23 protein-coding genes are annotated in these 21,829 nt (G+C 41.8%); 11 read left to right on the top strand and 12 right to left on the bottom strand.

Features of this window, described 5'->3' with window-relative positions; genetic code table 11:
* Positions 1 to 51: 51 nt before the first annotated feature.
* The 3 genes from B4U37_RS04285 to B4U37_RS04275 all read right to left on the bottom strand — a co-directional run bounded on the left by B4U37_RS04285 (position 52) and on the right by B4U37_RS04275 (position 3,064).
* A complete protein-coding gene (locus B4U37_RS04285; RefSeq protein WP_198317082.1) occupies positions 52 to 1,413 on the bottom strand; it encodes a HAMP domain-containing sensor histidine kinase in 1,362 nt (453 codons plus the stop codon).
* A 62-nt stretch (positions 1,414 to 1,475) separates the two neighbouring features.
* Positions 1,476 to 2,153, bottom strand: a complete 678-nt coding sequence (locus tag B4U37_RS04280; RefSeq protein WP_088017233.1) for a response regulator transcription factor — start codon at positions 2,151 to 2,153, stop codon at positions 1,476 to 1,478.
* Positions 2,154 to 2,341: 188 nt separating this feature from the next.
* Positions 2,342 to 3,064, bottom strand: a complete 723-nt coding sequence (locus tag B4U37_RS04275) for a GntR family transcriptional regulator (protein WP_088017232.1) — start codon at positions 3,062 to 3,064, stop codon at positions 2,342 to 2,344.
* A 188-nt stretch (positions 3,065 to 3,252) separates the two neighbouring features.
* On the opposite strand from B4U37_RS04275, the gene B4U37_RS04270 reads away from it, so the two are divergent.
* The 5 genes from B4U37_RS04270 to chbG are packed head-to-tail and all read left to right on the top strand — an operon-like array spanning position 3,253 to position 7,268.
* Complete coding sequence (locus tag B4U37_RS04270; protein ID WP_088017231.1) at positions 3,253 to 3,561, top strand: PTS sugar transporter subunit IIB; 309 nt, start codon at positions 3,253 to 3,255, stop codon at positions 3,559 to 3,561.
* Entirely contained in the window at positions 3,562 to 4,869 is a 1,308-nt protein-coding gene (locus B4U37_RS04265) for a PTS sugar transporter subunit IIC (protein ID WP_088017230.1), read from the top strand.
* 21 nt (positions 4,870 to 4,890) lie between these two features.
* Positions 4,891 to 5,205 carry a PTS sugar transporter subunit IIA gene (locus B4U37_RS04260; RefSeq protein WP_088017229.1) on the top strand — a complete coding sequence of 105 codons (315 nt, stop codon included), beginning with the start codon at positions 4,891 to 4,893 and terminating at the stop codon, positions 5,203 to 5,205.
* A gap of 15 nt (positions 5,206 to 5,220) precedes the next feature.
* Positions 5,221 to 6,555 carry a 6-phospho-beta-glucosidase gene (locus B4U37_RS04255; protein WP_088017228.1) on the top strand — a complete coding sequence of 445 codons (1,335 nt, stop codon included), beginning with the start codon at positions 5,221 to 5,223 and terminating at the stop codon, positions 6,553 to 6,555.
* Positions 6,552 to 7,268 carry a chitin disaccharide deacetylase gene (gene chbG / locus B4U37_RS04250; RefSeq protein ID WP_088017227.1) on the top strand — a complete coding sequence of 239 codons (717 nt, stop codon included), beginning with the start codon at positions 6,552 to 6,554 and terminating at the stop codon, positions 7,266 to 7,268. The genes B4U37_RS04255 and chbG overlap by 4 nt, the downstream gene beginning before the upstream one ends.
* Before the next feature lie 101 nt (positions 7,269 to 7,369).
* Here chbG and B4U37_RS04245 read toward each other — a convergent pair whose 3' ends face one another.
* On the bottom strand, positions 7,370 to 7,738 hold the full coding sequence (locus B4U37_RS04245) for a DnaJ family domain-containing protein (RefSeq protein WP_088020135.1): 369 nt from the start codon (positions 7,736 to 7,738) through the stop codon (positions 7,370 to 7,372).
* A gap of 195 nt (positions 7,739 to 7,933) precedes the next feature.
* Here B4U37_RS04245 and B4U37_RS04240 point away from each other — a divergent pair, with 195 nt between their 5' ends.
* Positions 7,934 to 9,229: an NCS2 family permease gene (locus B4U37_RS04240; protein WP_088017226.1), complete on the top strand. Its 1,296-nt coding sequence runs from the start codon at positions 7,934 to 7,936 to the stop codon at positions 9,227 to 9,229.
* 137 nt (positions 9,230 to 9,366) lie between these two features.
* On the opposite strand, the gene B4U37_RS04235 is transcribed toward B4U37_RS04240, so the two are convergent.
* A complete protein-coding gene (locus tag B4U37_RS04235; protein ID WP_088017225.1) occupies positions 9,367 to 9,813 on the bottom strand; it encodes an NUDIX domain-containing protein in 447 nt (148 codons plus the stop codon).
* 186 nt (positions 9,814 to 9,999) lie between these two features.
* On the bottom strand, positions 10,000 to 10,317 hold the full coding sequence (locus tag B4U37_RS04230; protein WP_088017224.1) for a hypothetical protein: 318 nt from the start codon (positions 10,315 to 10,317) through the stop codon (positions 10,000 to 10,002).
* Positions 10,318 to 10,646: 329 nt separating this feature from the next.
* On the opposite strand from B4U37_RS04230, the gene B4U37_RS04225 reads away from it, so the two are divergent.
* Together B4U37_RS04225 and B4U37_RS04220 are read left to right on the top strand one after the other, a co-directional pair.
* Positions 10,647 to 11,447, top strand: a complete 801-nt coding sequence (locus B4U37_RS04225) for a DUF4397 domain-containing protein (protein WP_088017223.1) — start codon at positions 10,647 to 10,649, stop codon at positions 11,445 to 11,447.
* Complete coding sequence (locus B4U37_RS04220) at positions 11,431 to 12,102, top strand: class F sortase (protein WP_088017222.1); 672 nt, start codon at positions 11,431 to 11,433, stop codon at positions 12,100 to 12,102. Before B4U37_RS04225 ends, B4U37_RS04220 begins: the two co-directional genes overlap by 17 nt.
* A 33-nt stretch (positions 12,103 to 12,135) precedes the next feature.
* On the opposite strand, the gene B4U37_RS04215 is transcribed toward B4U37_RS04220, so the two are convergent.
* Positions 12,136 to 12,708 (bottom strand): hypothetical protein, encoded by a 573-nt coding sequence (locus B4U37_RS04215; protein ID WP_088017221.1) that lies wholly within the window; start codon positions 12,706 to 12,708, stop codon positions 12,136 to 12,138.
* A gap of 214 nt (positions 12,709 to 12,922) precedes the next feature.
* Here B4U37_RS04215 and mreBH point away from each other — a divergent pair, with 214 nt between their 5' ends.
* A complete protein-coding gene (gene mreBH / locus B4U37_RS04210; RefSeq protein ID WP_088017220.1) occupies positions 12,923 to 13,930 on the top strand; it encodes a rod-share determining protein MreBH in 1,008 nt (335 codons plus the stop codon).
* Between the two features lie 484 nt (positions 13,931 to 14,414).
* Here mreBH and B4U37_RS04205 read toward each other — a convergent pair whose 3' ends face one another.
* The 3 genes from B4U37_RS04205 to B4U37_RS04195 all read right to left on the bottom strand — a co-directional run bounded on the left by B4U37_RS04205 (position 14,415) and on the right by B4U37_RS04195 (position 17,972).
* Positions 14,415 to 15,506: a nitric oxide synthase oxygenase gene (locus B4U37_RS04205; protein ID WP_213084098.1), complete on the bottom strand. Its 1,092-nt coding sequence runs from the start codon at positions 15,504 to 15,506 to the stop codon at positions 14,415 to 14,417.
* 135 nt (positions 15,507 to 15,641) lie between these two features.
* Positions 15,642 to 16,496 carry a YitT family protein gene (locus tag B4U37_RS04200; protein ID WP_088017219.1) on the bottom strand — a complete coding sequence of 285 codons (855 nt, stop codon included), beginning with the start codon at positions 16,494 to 16,496 and terminating at the stop codon, positions 15,642 to 15,644.
* 147 nt (positions 16,497 to 16,643) lie between these two features.
* Positions 16,644 to 17,972: a polysaccharide biosynthesis protein gene (locus B4U37_RS04195; protein ID WP_088017218.1), complete on the bottom strand. Its 1,329-nt coding sequence runs from the start codon at positions 17,970 to 17,972 to the stop codon at positions 16,644 to 16,646.
* Between the two features lie 190 nt (positions 17,973 to 18,162).
* Between B4U37_RS04195 and B4U37_RS04190 the strand changes: the two genes are divergently transcribed.
* Positions 18,163 to 18,891 carry a TspO/MBR family protein gene (locus tag B4U37_RS04190; RefSeq protein WP_088017217.1) on the top strand — a complete coding sequence of 243 codons (729 nt, stop codon included), beginning with the start codon at positions 18,163 to 18,165 and terminating at the stop codon, positions 18,889 to 18,891.
* A gap of 314 nt (positions 18,892 to 19,205) precedes the next feature.
* Here B4U37_RS04190 and B4U37_RS04185 read toward each other — a convergent pair whose 3' ends face one another.
* Positions 19,206 to 19,970 (bottom strand): arylamine N-acetyltransferase, encoded by a 765-nt coding sequence (locus tag B4U37_RS04185; protein WP_088017216.1) that lies wholly within the window; start codon positions 19,968 to 19,970, stop codon positions 19,206 to 19,208.
* 98 nt (positions 19,971 to 20,068) lie between these two features.
* On the opposite strand from B4U37_RS04185, the gene B4U37_RS04180 reads away from it, so the two are divergent.
* Positions 20,069 to 20,488: a C40 family peptidase gene (locus B4U37_RS04180; RefSeq protein WP_088017215.1), complete on the top strand. Its 420-nt coding sequence runs from the start codon at positions 20,069 to 20,071 to the stop codon at positions 20,486 to 20,488.
* Positions 20,489 to 20,680: 192 nt separating this feature from the next.
* On the opposite strand, the gene B4U37_RS04175 is transcribed toward B4U37_RS04180, so the two are convergent.
* The gene (locus B4U37_RS04175; protein WP_088017214.1) at positions 20,681 to 21,811 is read right to left on the bottom strand and encodes a S1C family serine protease; all 1,131 of its coding nucleotides are present in this window, start codon (positions 21,809 to 21,811) and stop codon (positions 20,681 to 20,683) included.
* Between the last annotated feature and the right edge of the window lie 18 nt (positions 21,812 to 21,829).

Here is a 21,829-nt window from a genome sequence, read left to right as displayed (position 1 = left end):
TGAAAGTAATCTTAAAGAAAAATGAGAATATGATGAGAAATTTTCGTTGTGCTACTCTTGTTGTGTTATTTCTTCTATAACACCGTTTAACTTAACCGTAATAATTGTCCATTCGCCTTCCTCACTGTCCGCTGAAATGGTTCCTTTATAATTATTCACCATCCTCTTTGCGATGGACAGACCAAGACCTTGACCACCTTTTTCTCTGCTCCGTGCTTTATCCACTCTATAAAAACGATCAAAGACTTTTTCCAGATCCTCTTTTGGGATACCGATGCCGTAATCTTTTATGGATAAAGCAAAGTGATCTTGTATTTGTTCTGTAACAATTTCCACAGTTGTAGATCCGTTAGAGTATTTCACCGCATTGTCCAGTAAGATGATAAGCACCTGTTCCAAGTGCCTTTCTGCAATCGCTACTTTCATTTCACTTTTTAAGGAATTTTCATATTTGAATGTCAGAGATGGATATAGCAAAGTGAATTTCTTCACAACATCTTCCACAACATGGACCGGCTCAATGAAGTCCTCAGCTAATTCCAATCGGTCGGATTCCAGACGGGTAAGTTCCAACAGTTCATAGACGAGCATTTTGAGCCTTTCTACTTCCTGTTGGGATGCCTTCAATGATTCTTCCAGCACCTCAGGGTCATTTTTCCCCCATCGGTTGAGCAGTTTAAGATGTCCCTCTAAAATAGAGATTGGGGTTCTCAGTTCATGAGAGGCATCCTCCACAAATTGTTTTTGTTTTTGGAAAGAAATCTCCACATCATCCATCATTTCATTAAAAACATTGGAAAGGTCTGCTATTTCATCCTTTTGATTTTTATCTTGCCGCACCCGTTCTTTAAAGCCGCGCATCTTAATCCGCTTCATCGTATCTGTGAGCGCTTGAATTGGAGCGAGGAGCTGTTTGGCAATAAGCATACCACCGACTCCACTCAAAAGAATCGCTCCGGCACCGGCAGACCAGGTGACAAGGAAAATCAACCCTCGAAGTCGTTCATAATTCTTTAAGTCTCTAATAATTTCTATGTACCCAATAAACCCATTGGTAATCACAGGTTTTCGATGAATGAGATAATGTTTTCCATTTACCTTCACATGCTCCAGGTTTTTGCTTTCTACTGGAGTAATAAGTAATTCTCGAGGGAGATTTGTTGCAACTGCAACCAGAAGAGTTCCATCTTTATCAATGACACGGATAAGTTCATTCGCTTCATTTACTTTCTCGATAAAACCGCTGCTATTTACTATTTCCGTCCTACCTACAAAAAAAGGTTGCTCCGAGAAATATGCTTGAATTTCATTCATTTTTTCCTGTATATTGCGTTCTTCTTGTTCAATCATCCATGTTCTCATCACATAATATTGAACAGAGTTGTATGCTACGAAAAGAACGAATAGTACCAAGGAGGACCATATAGTTATTTTCCACCTAATCGGCAGTTGTTTTATATACCTCTGAAACTGATTCATTTTCTCATCACGTAACCTGTCCCTCGCACTGTTTGGATGTAGCTTTCTTCACTTGGTTTATCAATCTTATTGCGCAAATAACGGACATATACATCCACAACATTGGTTTCGGCATAGGACCCAAGCTCCCATACTTTATCTAGTAAAAGCTCTCTTGTCAGCACTCTGTTAATATTGGTCATAAACACGACAAGAAGGTCAAATTCCCTCTTTGTCAGTTCAATCTGTTCTTCCGTCCTCGTGACAGTTCTTGCATCTAAGTCTACTTTCAGTTCCCTAAAAGACAAGATATTGTGTGCCTCTTCCTTTTTCCCTTCCATGCGGCGAAAAAGTGCACGGATCCTTGCCAAAAGTTCCTCAATGGCAAAGGGTTTGGACATATAATCATCTGCGCCGCTATCAAGTCCTGATACTTTATCCATTACACTGTCCCTTGCAGTCAACATAATGATAGGAGTTTCTTTGGCTGCACGTATTCTTCGGCAAACCTCCATCCCGCTAAGTCCAGGTAGCATCAGATCTAGCAAGATAATATCCCAATCTTCTTTTAAGGCAAGATCAAGCCCCTCTCGCCCATCATAGGATGTGGCAACGTTAAAACCTTCATATTGTAATTCTAGCTCAATAAAGCGAGCAAGATTCTTTTCGTCTTCTATTATTAATACTCTGCACATGGTTGCACCTCCACCTTACGTGTGGGATCTAGATTTATTTTAGACGAAATGCCTGATTTTGAGTCTCTCTTTTATACTACCTAAATATTGGTGTTGGTGGGATGAGAATTTGATGAGAATTGAAAGTGTAATGTTGTTGTAACCCCCTTGTAAAGTAGCAATATGCCTGTAGGAAATTAACACAGGTCTCAATAATTCCTTTCTATTACGAAGTTGGCCATATCCCCTCTAAAAATGGTTTTAGAGTATTCTATAACCGTTTCATCTTCAAGATAAGCGTAGGTTTCTAAGGAAAAGCACGGAGAACCTAATGGTATCTCTAGTATTTTTTGCACTTCTTTAGTAACAGTCACGATTTCAAGATATTCTATCGTTTTTTTGATAAAATGCCCATGCTCTTTTTGCAGCACATTATATAGAGATTTTTCACATGCTTTTATATTCAATCCTGGGGTCTTTTTCCAAGGTAGGAAAGCTACCTCGTATTGAAGGGGCTCTCCATTGACACTCCGTATTCTCTCCAACTTATTGACAGGATCACCGGTCTTTAAGGCAAATACTTCTCCCAAAAAATGATCCACAGGGATAACTTCTAAACTTAACACTTTTATAGATGGGTTTTTACCTTGCAATGTAATCTGTTCAGAGAAACTTTCCACAGTGGAAGTAAGCTTTTGTTTTACCTTTTTTCCTGATACAAAGGTGCCACTTCCTTGTTGTTTATACACATAACCCTCTACCGCCAGTTGCTGAAGCGCCGTTCTGACCGTAGTCCTGCTTACTTTAAATGTATGACAGAATTCTGCCTCGGTCGGTAGTTTTGTATCAGATTTATATACCCCTGATTTAATCTTTTTTAAAATCATCTGCTTTACTTTTATATGTAAGGGGCTCTCTTCTTTTTCCGTCATTATTATTACCCTCCAAAATAATTTGTCATGACAAATAATATTTGTCTTACTAGTACATATATTTATTACTACAAAGTTTTAGCACCAAATCCATTCTCAAATATACCCTGAAAGGAGCTGATAGCAGAAAAAATGAAACCGCTTTAATTTCTTGCACCATTAATAACGAACTATAAGGAGGGGGAAAAATGAATATCTTATTATGCTGTTCTGCTGGAATGTCAACAAGTCTACTTGTGACAAAGATGGAAAAAAGTGTTGCTGAAAAAGGAATAGATTGCAAGATTTGGGCAGTAGGCAGTTCAGAGGTCAAAAATCATTTAGAGCAGGCAGATGTACTTCTTGTTGGCCCGCAAGTCAGGTATTTGATTGCGCAACTCCAAAAAGATGTGCAGGGAAGAATTCCTGTTGAAGCGATCAACCCAATGCATTACGGATTATGTAATGGGGAGGAAGTATTGAATCAAGCGATTGCACTTATAAAGGGGGATAAATAGGTGAGAAACTTCTTAGAAAAATATATCATGCCTTCTGCAGTTAAACTAGGGAACAATCGTCATCTTCTTGCGGTGAGGGACGCGTTAATCGGAATGATTGCCATTACTATGATAGGGTCGTTCGCTGTCCTACTAAATAATCTTGGTTCCATTATTAAGCCGTACGGAAGAATGATGGAGGCCATTTTCGGACCATCTTGGACCACTCTCGGAGGAGACATTTGGTGGGCAACATTTGCATTCATGACCATTTTTGCTGTGTTTGGAATTTCTCACAAACTAGCAAAGTCATACGGAGATGACGGTTTTGAAGCGATGCTTATCGCTGCAGCATGTTTCTTTATTTTTGTTCCTCAAATTGGAAAGGTTCCTGAAACAGAAGGTGCCTGGGGCTTTATCCATTTCGGCTATTTTAATTCTACTTCCCTATTTACAGGAATCATCGTTGCATTACTCGCCACAGAAGTCTTCATTAGATTCACCCGGGTAAAAGCCTTCCGAATCAAGTTGCCAGATGGTGTTCCGCCTGCTGTATCCGGTGCATTTGCAAAACTGATTCCTGGAATATTTACTATTTTAACGTTCGGCATCATCGGACTACTGTTCCGTATGTTTTCGGATGGCGATCCTTTAAATGATTGGCTAAACACCGTCCTGGTTTCTCCCCTCACTAATGCAGTGGACACCCCATTTTTCGCGGTACTCATCGTCTTTTTAGTTCATGTTTTCTGGGCGGTCGGCTTACATGGAACGAATATTCTTGGTGGAATTACAACCCCTCTGTTCACCTCCACCGGAACAAAAAACACCGATTTATACGCAGCTGGGGTAACAGAATTAGATCAATATGCTGTACTGGCAGGTCCATTCCTAGACGCCTTCGTGTATTTAGGAGGAGCTGGTGCGACGTTAGGCTTAATTATCGCAATGTTCCTGACAGCAAGAAGACGCCATAAGCAACTGCTTGCGTTAGGGACACCGCCCGGAGTTTTTCAAATCAATGAACCTATTCTATTTGGGCTTCCAATTGTATTGAATCCCATTTGGTTGATTCCGTTCATCCTGGCACCTGTCATTATGACCATTGTCGCTTATAGTGCAATCAGTCTGGGGTTGGTACATCCGGTCGTTACAGCAAGCATTCCATGGGTTACTCCAGCGGGAATCGGAGGATATCTTGCGACTGGCGGTCATATTTCCGGTGCAGTCCTTGCCATTGTGAACCTGGCCATTTCCATCCTGGTCTATCTGCCATTCGTTTATTTCAATGGTAAAGCGGAAGATAAAAAATCAGAAGATAAAAACTAATCAAATGTTAGGGGCATCTCTATGAAAAAAGAACAATTATATGATCTATCTTTTCAACTGATCTTACACAGTGGCAATGCTCGTAGTCTTGCGATGGAAGCACTTTTGGAAGCAAAAAAAGGAGAATTCCAGAAAGCATCAGAGCTGATGGAAGATGCAGATGAGGAATTTCTGAAAGCTCATCGTTACCAAACAGAATTGATACAAGAGGAGGCAAGGGGCGATAAGTATGATATACCTATCTTGCTTGTCCACGCACAAGACCATCTAATGAATGCACTCACCGTAAAAGACTTAACAAGAGAATTTATTGCATTGTATCAAAAGCTCAGCTAAGAAAGGTTGGAGTCGATGAAAGATAAAGGATTGAAGATCGTTACGATTGGGGGCGGTTCCAGCTATACCCCTGAATTAATGGAAGGGTTCATCAAACGATACCACGAATTACCTGTAGAAGAAATCTGGCTTGTAGATATAGAGGAAGGAAAAGAAAAGCTTGAGATAGTCGGCAGTTTGGCAAGACGAATGGTGGAAAAAGCGAGGTTACCAATAAAAGTTCATCTAACATTAGATCGTAAGGAAGCCTTAAAAGATGCTGACTTTGTAACCACCCAAATTCGAGTAGGATTGCTTGAGGCCAGAGCAAAGGATGAACGTATTCCAATGAAATATGGCGTTCTTGGTCAAGAAACAAATGGTGCAGGAGGCTTTTTCAAAGCTCTTCGCACCATTCCCGTCATACTCGAAATCTGCGAGGAGATGGAATCCCTTTGCCCCGATGCCTGGCTTATTAATTTTACCAATCCGGCGGGAATGATAACAGAAGCTGTTCTGCGTCACTCTCGCATTCAAAAAGTAGTAGGTTTGTGCAATGTTCCTATCGGGATGGAGATGGGTGCTGCCCAAATTCTAGGTGTGGATGCCAGCCGTCTCCGTATCGATTTTGCCGGCCTAAATCATCTTGTTTATGGCTTAGATGTTTTTGTAGATGGCATCAGTGTAAAAGAAAGACTGTTGTCCCTGCTGACTGAGAGGAAAGACACTGTAGCGATGAAAAATATCCATGCAATGGGCTGGGAACCTGCGTTTCTCAAAGCACTTGACCTCTTCCCTTGCCCATACCATACGTATTATTATAAAACAAAAGACATGCTGGAAAAGGATTGGGAAGCAAGCAAAAATGTCGGTACCCGTGCGGAAGTCGTCAAATCCTTGGAAAAATCCTTGTTTGAACTATACAAAGACCCTGAATTATGTGATAAGCCCCCTCAACTGGAGCAAAGAGGCGGTGCCTATTATAGCGACGCAGCCTGCCGCCTAATCCATTCCATCTACACAGATAAACGCGACATACAACCGGTAAACACAAGAAACAATGGAGCTATTATGGGGATACCTGCAGACTCTGCCGTGGAGGTGAGCTGTGTCATTACCAGAGAAGGCCCGAAGCCAATCGCATTCGGCGAACTCCCTATTGCGGTACAAGGACTTGTGCAAACTATCAAATCATTTGAACGGATAACCATAGATGCTGCAATCAACGGAGACTATAACCAAGCACACCTTGCGTTGACCATCAACCCTCTCATTGGATCCGATCGGTTAGCTAAGCAAATTTTAGATGAGATGCTGGAGGTCCATAAAGCTTATCTGCCTAACTTTTTCATAGATAGGAGCAACTTATGATCAGATTGACTGTTAACGCTGATGATTTTGGTTTATGCCGTGGTGTGAACTATGGGATTTTAGACAGCCATCTATATGGGATTGTCACCTCCACCACCTTGATGATGAACATGCCTGGCACTGAGCATGCCATCGGATTGGCAAAGACTCATCCGACATTAAGGGTCGGTATTCATCTGGTCCTAACTGGAGGCTACCCTGTTAGTCAGAATGTTCCTTCACTTGTTGATGAAAAAGGTGCCTTTCTGCGGCTGTCTGCAGTTACTAATAGTAAAGGGGAGTTACCCTGGAAACTAGAAGAAGTGGAACGTGAATGGCATGCCCAAATCAACAAGTTTCTTGCTAGCGGCCTCTATCCCACCCATTTAGACAGTCATCATCATGTTCACACCTGGCCACAACTGCTTCCAGTTATACAAAGACTTTCCAGCTATTATGATCTTCCAGTTCGGACAAATGGTTTATTTACACTACCTAAAATAAAACCTTTTACCGATATATGTCTGCTGGATTTTTATGGAGATTCAATCCAGCCCAATTATTTTGAAAGACTCCCGCAATATGTGGCAGACGAAACAACAGTCGAAGTGATGTGCCATCCGGCGTATGTAGATTCAATTTTATTACAAAATTCCAGCTACCATGTCCAACGGGTTAAGGAATTGGAAATTTTAATCAATAGTGAGATACCTAATGGGGTTGTATTGATTTAGGAACTTGTAATACAATTTTCAGCTCCCCATAGAAAATTCTGTACAGAAAAAGCCGGCTAGCTCATTTGAATCAGGGGCTAGCCGGTCTATTGTGTAATACATCATTCGAATTTTTTCATCATCTGTGATTGATAGTCTTTAAAAACAGCTGAATTGGCCTCTTTCTTTTTCTTTTGGATTATTTGCTGAAGCCTTACCTGCTTTTCATTCAACCTTGCAGTTAACCTCACTTCCTCCACATCACTATGCGCTCCTTCGATAAGGTCCTCCAAATATTCAATTTCTGTCCGCACCTGCTGTTCTTCCATCATTCCTGCGTTCTTCATCATCTTATAGGCCATTCTCATCTCAGGCGGAACATTTGATAGATCTTCGAGTTCCAGTCGTTTCCCGTATCCCGGCAGGTTTTCGAACTCACCATCTTCATAAGCTTTTCTGATTTTTTCATCTGTTAGTCGAAAAAAGTCCACCGCACTCACCCTTTTCCTATTCGTTACTACCAGTTTACCCCATTTTTTTAAAAAAGAGTGTGTATTTTTTCTGAACATTCTTGCAAATAACCTTGAGAAATTTCTATTGTCGAATGCCCCAATGCGCGTTATAATATTTGTTTGTGGGTCCTGTGCGGCCGGGTGGGAGAGGGAAACTGAATAAGGTGTTTTATTATGCTTCAATGGATGAAGAATTCATTTGATCTGGCTGGTCATGAAACGACTTTAAAGCGTGAAATGATGGCCGGAATGATTTCATTCTTTACCATTGTGTACATTATTGCTGTTAATGCAACGATTCTTGCAGAAGCAGGTATTCCGATTGAAGCCGGAATTATCGCTACCATCCTTACATGTGTTGTAGGTTGTTGGCTGATGGGATTTTGGGCGAATGCGCCGATCATCCTTGTTCCTGGTATGGGAATCAACGCGATGTTCACCTATACGTTGGTTCATTCTATGGGATTAACCTGGCAAGAAGCATTGGGCGTCGTAGTGGTTTCTGGTGTGATTGTGACGATCATTTCGTTTACAAAGCTCGCACAAGTGCTGCTCGAGGCGATTCCAAACTCTTTAAAGCATGCGATTACGGTTGGGTTAGGGTTATTTTTGACCCTGATCGGATTGGAAAAAGGCGGACTTATCGTAAAAGGTGAGAACTCACTATTATCACTTGGTGATGTTTCAAGTCCTTATGTGGTTGCCACGATTCTGACAGTGATTTTAGCCGTAACATTGTTTATGCGAAATGTTCCAGCGAACTTTCTAATTAGTATTGTTGCTGGTACGGTTATCGCAGCTGCTTTGGGAGTGGTAAACTTCTCTGATGTTGGAGGAAGTGCTTTACCGTTGGATAGCTATCTTTCCTTATTTGGTGCCGTTTCATTTGCAAAGATTGGAGAGTTCACGTTTTTAGTGGCTGTCTTCTCTTTAACGATGGTTCTCCTGTTTGAGAACATCGGGCTTATTAACGGACACCTGGGAATGATCAACCGCCCTGAAAAGTTCAAACGTTCTTTCCAGGCAAACGGAATCTCCATTTTAACAAGTGGATTTTTTGGTACCAGCCCTACTGTTTCAACAGTGGAAACGGCAGCAGGTATTGCCGCTGGCGGAAGAACCGGTGTGACAGCAATAACGACAGGAAGCCTATTTTTGCTTTCCTTGTTTGCGATTCCCTTCATTAAAATAATTCCTGGCAGTGCGATTGCGCCAATCTTGATTATCATTGGTGTACTTATGCTTCAATCTGTGAAGCAAATCGACTTCCAAGACCTATCTGAAGGGTTCCCTGCGTTCCTAGTAATTGTAATGATTCCATTCTCTTACTCGATCGCAGACGGAATTGCATTCGGATTTATCGCCTACCCGCTCATGAAGCTGGTACTAGGCAAAGCAAAAGAAGTCTCCGCTCCACTTTACGTGATCGCGGCACTCTTCTTCCTGACGTTTCTAACAAATGTGCATTGACGGTTTTGAATGATTTTGACATTAATTGATATATATATGTTGAAAAAAAATCCTTGAGGGGGTCAGACCCCTCAAGGATTTTTTCAATTCGCGTCGAATACTAAATGGTTACTCTAATTCCCCCACCACTTTACCCTTTACCTTACAAATGCTTCGGGTCTGTCAGAGAATGCGTCGACGAGCCATCTTGGGTGCATGGGCAGTAGGTCATGGGGCAGTTTGTTTGGCGCAAAAAACTCGAGCTCAATCAGGGCAGGATCTTTCTTGGTCGTAGTCCCACCCGTAATTTCCGCTTCAAAATAGGATGTCACAAACTGAACTAAGCGTCCGTCCGGATATTCAAACGTTTGAGATTCTGGGTCGGAATAGACGCCAATCAGGCGGTACGGATCGACAACCAGTCCTGTATCTTGATAAACCTCTCGCACAGCCGCTTCCTCCACCGTCTCACCCGGCTCAACATGACCAGCTGGGATAGTCCATAAGCCCACATCTGCTCGTTTTTGTAATAATATTCTTTTCTGTTCATCAAAGATGATCACTGCTACTGCAGGATACATACTAATCTGTTTTTGTTTATTCATAATAGGAATACTCCTAACACTACTTTTTTACCTAGTCTAACTCGGTCGCACGCCACTTTCAACGGAAAGCCCGAGCCAAAGCCAAAAATAGGTCTTTCCTCCAGATAATTTATTCCATAATGTTCTTATTTGTGGTCAGAAGCTACCAATATTACATTCTACCCCCATAAAAAAACCAGCGTCCAATTAAACACGCTGGTTCATACCATTCATTGTGCGAATCTCTTCTTTGGTCACTTCCGTACCAAGTTCATAGATAGCTACAAGAATTTTATCAAGTATTAATTGTTGTTTGTCCCGATGCTCTTGGGTACTTTTTTCATTTAGCGGGCTTTTGAATGCATCTGGACTATATTCTGTCGTATGCAACTCCTCAAAAAGTCTTTCAATTTCATGAATTTCTTCCTGTGTTGCAAGTACTTCATAATATTTAACCTGTTCGTCGAAAGGTTCCCGGTGAATTTGACCAGTTTCCATCGTTACATAATAAGTATATTTCTCCATGAGATTCCCTCCTTCTAAACAGCAAATCCTTATGCACTCTTAGTGCTGGTGGACGTGCTTTTTCTTTCTTTATAATAACGAAATCCTTCTTTCACCAAAATCGGCAACACCGCAATAAACACTCTTTTAAATAGTTTACTCATTTTATCGCCTCCTTGTTTTATAGTCTTGTAATACCCGCACTCCCCATTCATAAAACAAATTCATTTTTTAAGAGAGCACATTCAAGAGCATATTATTAGTTTTAATTCAAAGTAATGTGGTATATATTTGTTATACAGGAGATGAACATCACCTGTACATAAACTATACAAAAGGGAGAGATTTGTTTGAAAAAGTTACGTTTATTGATTGCAGGTATTGCAAGTATCTTGGCATTCTCGGTATTAGGAAGCTTCGCAAGTGCAGATGACCACGCAATGGTTCGTATCATCCACGCTTCACCAGATGCTCCAGCAGTTGATGTTTATGTAAATGGCGAAGCAACAGTTGAAAATGCAGAATTTAAAGCAGCTACTGATTACATGAACTTACCAGCTGGAACGCACGAAGTGGAAATCTATGCAGCTGGAACAATGGGCGAAGCAGATCCTGTCATCGCTACTGACTTAACGATCGAAGCTGGAATGTCTTATACGGTTGCAGCAATCAATACAGTGGAAAACCTTGAACTGTCTGTTACTACTGATGACAACATGATAGCTGAAGGTCAATCTAAAATCCGTGTAGGTCACTTCTCACCTGACGCACCTGCAGTAAATGTTGGTTTAATTGATGGAGATGATGCATTCTCCGGAGCAGAATTTAAAGCAGTAACAGATTACATGACACTTGATGCTGGAACATATGATTTAGAAGTACGTACAGCTGATGGTGGAGAGCAAGTATTAGACTTGTCTGGTACAATGCTTGAGGAAAATAAAGTTTACTCTGTATATGCGATCAACACAGTAGACAGCATTGAAATACTATTACTAGAAGATAACACAATGATGCCTAGCGAAATGCCTCAAACAGGTATGGGTGGTGCTTCACAATCTAACGGAATGAACTCTTGGGCATTGATTGCTGGCCTTCTAGTGGTTGGAGCAGCGGCTGTTGGAGTGCGTCGCTTTGCGGCACAAAAATAATAGAATACTAATAGGTCTGTTGGGAAGCCTTCTAATCTTCTCCACGGCATGTACACCTATTACACAAAATGAAGCTGATACAAATCTTCCACCGGAGTCTGTCAAAGCTCCGGTGGAAGAAATAGCTTCACAGGTAAATGAGAATGAAAATAAACCTGAAGAGGAAAATCAAGCTGATACTAACAAATCAGAAATGGCCCCTCCTCTTAAAGGCATTATTCCTACCCGGATTAACATTCCTGCAATTAACGTTGATGCAAAGGTGAAACCCTATGGACTGGACGAATCAGGTGCCATGGCTGTTCCTGAAGATGGAGAAACGGTCGCTTGGTTTGAACCGGGAACAAAACCTGGAGCAAAGGGTAATGCAGTGTTGGCAGCACATGTTGACGACTATACTGGCCCCGCCATCTTTTTTTATTTAAAAGACTTGGAGATTGGTGATGAAGTAATGGTGGAGGATGGTAACCAAACCTTGACATTTGTTGTCACAGGGAAGGAAGCTTATCCATACAATGAAGCCCCGATACGGACCATTTTTGGACCGTCAAACAATCAGCAACTGAATTTGATTACCTGCACCGGCCTTTATGATCGTAAAACAAACAATCATCAAGAACGGCTAGTAATCTATACAGAATTAAAAGAAACCTGAAGCCTCTCCATAAAACAGAGAACTTCAGGTTTTTTAATAGGTTTTAATGGAGAAGGTAATCTTCCCTTCCTCTGATTCACGATAAGAAATTCCTGAAGCATCAAAGGAAGAAAGAAGCATTTCCTTTTCTACATTTTCAAGTTTTTCAAGCTCTGACAACTTTTCTTGAATGTCCTCTTCACCCAACCTAAAATTTTGCTGATAGTGATAGAAAAACATATATCTGCCAGATATTAGCCCCGTTGCTGCTTCGTGATGCTCTTTCCACTTTGAGGGGATAGACAACTTGCTCGCTGTATCCATAAGAATACGAAATTCCTGTTCATCTTTTTTAGTAAATTCAGAAGCTGTCCCATTTTTTATGGAGTCTTCCACAGAATCGGAATATTCCTTACTTTGTATCAAAAGTTCATTCATATCATTTACATATGTCGCTATTTCTTCCTGACTTTTCACTTTCAATCCATCATAAAAGCTTAGAAAAGTGATGATCCCAACAATTATGGCCAACGCCGCTAAGAAAAAAGTAACCGTTCTAGGATCAAATTCCCAAAACCTCTCTTCTTCTATTTCTTCTATATCCTTATGCTCATTACGAAAATTCATAGGCTGTATATCCCCGTTTTTTTCTAGAATATAACATAACTATCCAGTAAAATCCATGAGTTTCTAATAGTTTTATATCCTATAGATTTCTTTTTCTACACCTGATTATATTACCATATTATTCTAGTACATTTACCCCCACAAAACGACATTCTTCGTAGAAAGTATATAAGAGACCTAAACTAACTAACTAAAAAGATTGGGTGAATGGATTATGTTTTCAACAACTGAAATTGGGATTGACTTAGGTACAGCGAATACGCTGGTTTATAGTAAAAGTAAAGGGATTGTGTTCAATGAACCGTCCGTTGTAGCTATTGATTTAGAAACAAAAGCCGTGCTTGCTGTTGGTACAGAAGCAAAGAACATGATTGGTAAGACGCCAGGAAGAATCGTGGCAGTTCGACCATTGAAAGATGGCGTTATCGCAGATTTCGACATCACGACAAGCATGTTAAAGCAAATCATGAAAAAAGCGAGCAAAACGATGGGCTTCTCTATCCGTAAGCCAAGTGTCGTTGTGTGTACACCATCTGGCTCCACGTCTGTTGAGCGTCGCGCGATTCAAGACGCTGTAAAAAACTGTGGCGCAAAGCACGTTCATTTGATTGAAGAGCCAGTAGCAGCTGCAATCGGTGCAGATCTACCGGTGGACGAGCCTGTTGCTAACGTGGTAGTCGACATCGGTGGCGGTACAACGGAAGTTGCCATCATCTCTTACGGCGGTGTAGTATCTTGTAACTCTATCCGTGTAGGTGGAGACCAGTTTGATGACGATATCGTGCACCACGTACGCAAAAACTACAATCTGTTGATTGGTGAGCGTACAGCTGAGCAAATCAAAATGACGATTGGTTATGCATTAGTGGACCACGAAGAAATCACGATGGAGATCCGCGGTCGTGACCTTGTAACAGGTCTACCAAAAACGATCGAATTGCACTCTACTGAAATTCAAAAAGCAATCAAAGAATCCTTATTGCACATCCTTGAAGCAATTCGTGCAACGCTAGAAGATTGCCCTCCTGAACTAAGTGGGGACATCGTAGACAGAGGGGTTATCATCACTGGTGGTGGCGCTCTGTTGAACGGCATGCAAGAATGGTTAAGCAATGAGATTGTAGTTCCTGTGTATATTGCACCAAACCCATTGGAGTCTGTTGCAATCGGTACTGGAAAATCGTTGAGTGTCATTCATAAGCTGCAAAAGGCTGCGACTTAATTTTAAAAATACAACAAAACCGAGCTCCTATCTCAGGGCTCGGTTTTTGTTTGTTAAGGAATTTAGTTGATTGGTTATCCGCCGCTGTTCCTTTCCGCAAATAGCTTCGTTTTCCGCGGGACGGTGCTTGAGCCTCCTCTCTTCATTGAAGGGTCTCAACCTACCGTTACTCCCCCGCTGGAGTCTATGCCATTTGCTCCAATCCACAGCTAGAAATTAGAGGAACGAAATGTTAGTGCTTTTACAGATAACTCAGTTTGATGAATTCTCACAAGTTCTTAAGTAAATGAAGTCACCTTGTTGATTGGAGTGGAAGACGCGTAGACGCCCGCAGGAGGAAGGGACAAGTGAGACCCCACAGGCTGCAAGCCGAGGAGGCTCACGGAGCGCCCGCAGGCAAGCTAAGCACCTGGAACGGAAAGCAACAGTCTTATAAACTCCCCATTTAAAAAGCCCCCTCCCACCAACGGGAAGAGACCTCATTTCAATACAACTTATCCTGATAAAAATAATTGGGCAACACAATCTTGTTCTCATAAGATTTATGAAAAATATGCGTGGCAGCTGGCGACACTGGCGGAATCAACCATGCCCATTCACCTGTTACGTGCCGGCAACTCTCCGCTTCCCGTTCCTCAAAATGCTTAAACTGCATCGCAGCTGTATGATGATCGACAATGCTCACGCCCTTTTCCTTGAAAGAGTGGACCACCGCTAAGTTCAACTCTATCAGCGCTTTATCTTTCCACATCGTCGCATTAGTACTCGTATCAAGCTCCATAAGGGATGCAACTTTCGGGAGCATATTATACCGATCAGTATCAGCAAAATTTCTCGCGCCAATCTCTGTTTCCATATACCAGCCGTTGAAAGGGGCAGCAGTGTAATGAATGCCGCCTATCTCTAATCGCATATCGGAAATTAACGGCGTCCCGTACCATTTCAACCCTAAATCAACGAACGTAGGCATGGTAGGGTGAACAATTGGCACCTCAAGCACCAAGTTCTCTGGGATGACATACAGTTTTGGCTCCGCTCCATCTACTTGCACTACTAAAGGCAAGATATCAAAGTGGGTCTTAGCACCCTCCCACCCTAGTTCCTGGCACTTTTTCGTAAAGGCAATGGATGCCGGGTCTCCGATAACCCCATAATCGGTCTCATAACCTGCGTACCGCAAAAGTTGATGGTTCCAGATTCGCAACTGCTTTCCTTCTTCTTTTTGTTGACGGAAAACAGTGATCGTAGGCTTTATTTTGCCGTGATTCGTTGCAAATTCAATGTGATGCAGTAATGCTTCCGCCATGTCCTCTTCGTCTTCTAAGTGACGACGATCTATCACATGTAACGAATTCCAAAAAAGCCTGCCTATGCAACGGTTGCTGTTGCGCCATGCCATTTTCGCACCATGTGCCAATTCTTCGTATGTATGCTCATAATAACCATATAGGTCTATTTCATCTTTAATCATCTGCAGCCTGGCAGTCATTTCGTCCTCGGACTTTGCCAATTCCTGATAACACTGCAGGATAAATTCCTCTGCTTTTTTTAAAAGAATTTCTTTTTTTTCTAACAATATGTCCACCTCAAATACATTTCCCTCTTCTTATTGTAATCTTTTTGGCACGGGAAAAGAAACTTTTTGAGTGCTGGTAATAAATAGGGACAGGTCCCTCACCCGCATTTGGGTCGAGGGACCTGTCCCTTTTAATCATTTCGTCACCAATTGTTTAAAGTTCTGTCCTAATATTTCTTTCATATTATGAACGGTGATAAACGCTTGTTGGTCCGTTGCACCGATGAATTTCTTTAATTTAGAGAAGTCTTTTTTATTTAAGATGGTGGTGATTACTTCTTTTTCGTCAGAAGTAAATGCGCCTTTTGCATAGTGAATGGTCGCTCCACGGCCTAATTGCCCAACAATATACGAGCGAATCTGATCACTTTCGCTGCTGATGATCACAACTTCACGCATTTCGTTCACCTGTTGAAGCACGTAGTCAATAACTAATCCATTTAAAATAACGCCGAATACCGCATACATCCCAACTTCCGGTCCGAATACCAGAATGGAGGATAAAGCGATAAAGATATCTGCCAACAATACTCCACGGCCCATGTCCACAGAAAAATATTTATTTAAAATCAATGCAATAATATCGGTTCCTCCTGTGGATGCACGCTGATTAAATACAAGCGCCATCCCCAGTGCCGCAATACATTGCCCAATGATTAACTGAATCAGGATGTCCTCGCTGATTGGACCGCTGATTGGGAAGAATGCTTCTAGCAGCCATACCATCACAGACAACATTACGCTGGTATAAATGGTTTTCGTCCCAAATCCAAATCCAAGCAGCAAAAAGCCCACAACAAATAAAATTAAATTGACGATCAACATTAACACACCGATCGATAACATCGGGAATACGTCGTTCAAAATGATGGAAAGTCCACTTACTCCCCCTGTTGCCAAGCTATTTGGCGAAAGGAAAAAATGTACATGTATTGCAACAAAAAGAGGACCTACGTGCAAGAATAATAGTGTTTTCAAGTGTTTGTTCATACCGGTCAGCCTCCCTCGTGATTTTTACAGTCTAGTTGGGATTATAAAGACCTAGGACAGGCATGTAAACACATAAGCAAGAAGTTGCACAATTGAAAACGGTTTAATTCTTTTCACGTGAAATAAACGTTTGTTTAAATTTCATACCTATATGGATGGAGCTTCCAATCTCTTCAACCATAGAGTGACATGTATTTTGTTACAGACAGTAAAATAATGCATCAATGTTAACAATACCATTCCTGTATTCATGCCAAGAATCACCCCGTTCATTTGAAAGCTTGGAAGCGAACCGAGAAGAAACATTAGCAAAAAGGAAATACAGGTTGACCATATAGAATGTAAAAAAGCATCCTTAATCAACCCCAATCCAATCAAATACGCCTGCAATGGAGAGACAAACAAATGGAAAAGAAAGAAAGGCCACAAAAGCTGGACATAGGATGCAGCATGGGAATTTTCAAAAAAGACATTCGTAAGCGGAATTGCAAAGTGGTAAAACACCATCACAATGGGAATGCCGTAAATAAACGTAATAATCATTACTTGCTTTAACAACTTCTGCATTTTTTTATAATCATGATTCGCATGGGCCTCCGAAACAGTCGGAATAAGGACGATTAACAATGAGTGCGCGATGAATCCAGGGAAAAAGCCAATGGTCAGCGCCACCCCTGCAAGGAGACCAAACTCCTCGAGTGCAATCGTATGGCTGAGCCCTGCTTTTACGAGCGCTATTTTAATAAGAAAAGGTTGAATCGCATTTGTGACAGCATGAAACAGACGCATTCCTGTTGTAGGAATGGACACTTCAAGTAAACTCTTCCTCACTGTCCTGCCATCGATCCTGGCGGCAGCCTTCGTTTTTAATTCAATATACTGAAGCCTGTACATATAAAGAAGATACAAACAGACTATCAACTCTGTCGCCACCAAGGTGCAAAGAGCAATCAAAATGGAAACTTCCAATGAAAAATGAAAGAAATGATATACCAGGACGAGCAGGCTCAGTTGCACAATCTTTCTTAAAAAATTTGAGATTGCAATTTTGCTCATATGCTGAAGCCCCATAAAGTACCCTCTGGCGATGGAGGAAAATGAGATAACCGGGATCAGAATAAGTATTAACCATTTTACAAGTGGATGGTAATGCTCGAAAACAGGAACAAACGGCAGGATGATTGCTGCGACAAAAAGCACCATAATGGTAAAAACAATTGTCAGCCGCATGGCATGATGAAGCATGCTTTGATGATACTTCTCTTCTTTGGCAGCGACAAATTTCGAAATGGATATCGGCAGCTCCAAACTAGAAATAACGACTACCAGAAAAATGACTGGCAATACAGACATATACAGCCCCATACCTTCTTCCCCAAGATTCTTTGCCAATACCATATTTACGATAAATTCTATGCTCTCTCCCAAAAAGGCGGCGATTGCCAGAAGGAGTGTCCCTTTAAAAAATTTATTCATAGCCAAAATTGTCCCCTCTCTAACTCTCAACTCAGGAAAATCCATTTCCTATTTTATGAGACAAGTTGTGAAAATATGGCTGGAATGTTGTGAGTCCTTCTACTTATTCTGCTTTACTTGCATATTGGGATGGTTATGTATGTTCGGCAAAAGGAATAGTAATAGTAGAGAGAAGAGAGGAGTGTTTCTAATGTGGAGGCTTTTATTGAATATTGCTGCATTTATACTGGTCATAGTTGTAAATTATCTCGCTAACGCCCTACCGCTTAACGGGCTTACTACGGGCGATATCGCCAATCGGATCACCGTACTTTTTCAGCCTGCAGGCTATGTATTTTCCATCTGGAGTTTGATTTATCTTTTGCTTGGGATTTGGATTATTCGCCAGTTCCCGAAATCACGCAGGGATCTCCCGATATATGTGAACACCAGCGGCCTTTTTGTCTTAAGCTGCTTATTGAACAGTGCATGTGTGGTACTTTGGCATTACGGATTCTGGGTGACCACAGTAGTAGTGATGATTAGCTTGTTGCTGACACTTATCGCGCTATATACGAAAATGCGTGAATCTAACCCTGGGAAACTGGATTTTGCCACGTTCTCCATTTATCTAGGATGGATCAGTGTCGCCACCATTGCTAACATTAGTTATGTTTTAGTAGAAAAAGGATGGAATGGCTTTGGTTTATCAGATGTGACGTGGACGATCATCATGCTCGTTGTGGCAACCCTTTTGGCTATAGGGTTCCGGATTTCTCAAGCTGACTGGATATATCCGCTTGTCTTCGTTTGGGCCTTTATTGGAATCGGTGTGAAAAATATGGAGGATTACAGCAATGTCGCATATGTTGCGTATGCCTTGGCTGCCGTGATTTTGGTGATAACGTTGCTTGGGGGCTTGGTGAGGAAGAAAAGTTAGGTAACGAGGACAATGTTCACCGCTTTTCACCCGTGGACGGCGTCATTCCACTCCTACGAGGACAATGTTCACCGCTTTTCACCGCCGGACGGCGTCATTCCACTCCTACGAGGACAATGTTCAACACTTTTCACCCGTGGACGGCGTCATTCCACTCCTACGAGGACAATGTTCACCGCTTTTCACCGCCGGACGGCGTCATTCCACTCCTACGAGGACAATGTTCACCACTTTTCATCCGTGGAGGGCGTCATTCACAGAATCTAAAAGGGGATTAAATTCCCCTTTTAGATTTCAACAGAAACTATTGCATACTATCCCTTCCGCTTCCGGTAAATCTCCTTCGCCCGCAAGTATACACCATAATCTGCACCAAACTTTTCCTCAATCCAATAACGCATCTGCTCATCGGTCAACTCTTCTTCCACATGCGTATGATCCTTGAATCGTCTGATTGCATTTTCCCGCAATTGATAAGGGACTCCGTCTATATAGCCAAACATCCTCAAGCTATGAAATGAAAATCCCTCCTCCCAATTATGGGAATCAAGTAAAGGCCCCTTCACTTCCTCAAAAGTAACAGGCTTCAAACCCAATGACTTCGTCGGCCCTGGGGAACGCTCCACCAAAGCTTCATCCCCGTTTACCTGATAACGGAATATCTCCATATCCGTACTTACTTCAAAAGAGCTATGCAAAGGAAACGCCTTAAAAAACGGCGCACAATACCCGACATCCACATAATAGGGCTGATCTAATTCCACCTGCAAACAAAGATGACCAGGTGTCATATACAAATAATCAACTTTAAAACCCAGCTCTTTTAAAAGAAAATGAAAGCCAATCGCCAATGTCCAGCAAGTTCCGCCTGTTCCGGTCTTTATCACTCTATCCACATATTCCTCGATACTTGGCAAATAAAGATTCTCCTGCTTCCTCTCTTCAAAATCAAGGAACTTGGTCCAAGTTTCCCATCTTACCTTTGATTGGTGAGCAGCAATAAGTTCATTTAAAAATTCAAGATTCGTCTCTTTTTCCACTACTCCCAGGTAATGCAAAAATCTATCTTTTACACTCATATTCCTACCTCCTATGTAAAAAACTACTAGATTGTCCAAGCAATTCTCTATCATCTTTCATCTACTAATATAGCAATAGATGAAAGAAGGTGACATGTATGTCCCTCCAAAAGGCAAAACGAATTATTAAAACTGGTAAGGAATTCCTTGGTACACCATACGTTTTTGGTGCGGAGTCCGGACGGACAGACAGGTTTGATTGCAGTTCCTTTGTTCAATATGTATATGGTGCGCATGGCATTATTTTGCCAAGAACTTCCCGGCAACAATATCTTTTCGGTAAATCTATCCCACTGTCCTCTGTTAGACGCGGAGATCTTCTGTTCTTCACCACACCCAAGCGTGCAAAATATAAAGGAATTCACAGGATTGGTCATGTCGCAATCTTCATTGGGAATAATTCCATCTTACACACATCCCGCCTAGAAAAGAAAGTAGCAATCGCCCCCCTAGATTCTTACTGGCGCAAAAAAGTGATAGGAGCAAGGCGTGTAATGGGGATGAGACTACACAGTTGATTGGAGTGGAAGGCGCGCAGACGCCCGCGGGAGAAAGGGACAGGTGAGAGCCCGGAAGGCAAAGCCTGAGGAAGCTCACGGACCGCCCGCAGGCAAGCGAAGCGCCTAGAACTGAAATCAACCGAGTTATATACTTTCGAACTCTAGCAAAAAGGCCAAAGCATCATCAACGCTTGGCCTTTTCTATTTATCCTATTCCATACTCTCCCGCTTCTCAGAAAGTATCTTCATTTGATCATTCTCAAGCCCCAGCTCAAAGGTAACCTTAAATTTCTTATAAGAAACTCCTTTTTCCGAGCGCTCCTGCGCAGTTATGACCGTGATGACTTCGACTTTATTGCCATTCTGCTTTGTCAGTAAATCATCTACTTCTATTGTTAAGTAATCTAAATAGCCTGCACGAAAATCCTCATAAGCCGTTTTAGATTGCCAGCTGCTTCCGAGCAACGAATAGGCGGTCACATAATCGCGATAATTGATGCTTTCATAAAAATAATTGACGAGGTATTCTGCAATATCAGCATTCGTTGATGTTTCGCCTGCACTGTTTCCAGTTGTGTTAGCTCCAATCCTTGGCAGTGACTCCATTGGAGAAGCCGACCAGCTTTCAATCATCGGGATGACGTTCACTAAAGGAATACTGAAGCCAATCACGCCTTGATCCATAGTTGCGGAATTGATTCCCACTACTTCCCCTGTTTTTGTATCAATTAACGGACCGCCACTATTACCAGGTGCAATCGGTGCGGAAATTTGGAACACGTCTTCATATTTGAATGAATCGATTTCAAACTCACGGCCGACACCACTAATGATCCCTGTTGTGACTGTATTTTGAAGTCCTAAAGGGCTCCCCAAGGCAATCACATCATCACCGAGCTCTGCTTTTCTAGTTTTCGCTAGTTTGAAAGGTTGTGACCCTTCAAGTTCAGGTACCCGCACTACAGCAATATCCGTATCAATGCTGATGCCGATCACTTCTCCTGTCAGTTCCTTTGAATCTGCAGAAGTTACTTTTACGTCTCTTGCATTTGCTACTACATGAGCATTTGTAATGACATCACCTTTGTCATTGTAAAGAAAACCAGATCCAAACGACCCGTCCGGTAATTCAATTTTCACCACCAGCTTTTGAGATTCAAAAATAATTTCTTTCAAAGCTTGAGGTACATTTTCTTTTTCTACTACTTCCGACTCTAAATACAGCTTCGATGGAGCCGTCAGTTGGGCTGGGATTGTATTTTTTATATGAAAATAACCAAGTATTCCCCCACTAATCAAAATGATCGTCATGATGATACTTATGAACCATTTTACATTCATTGCTACACCTTCTTAATG

Source organism: Sutcliffiella horikoshii (genome assembly GCF_002157855.1).
GTDB lineage: Bacteria > Bacillota > Bacilli > Bacillales > Bacillaceae_I > Sutcliffiella_A > Sutcliffiella_A horikoshii_C.
The sequence above is the reverse complement of the archived record's forward strand: the minus strand, read 5'-3'. Positions and strand labels throughout refer to the sequence as shown.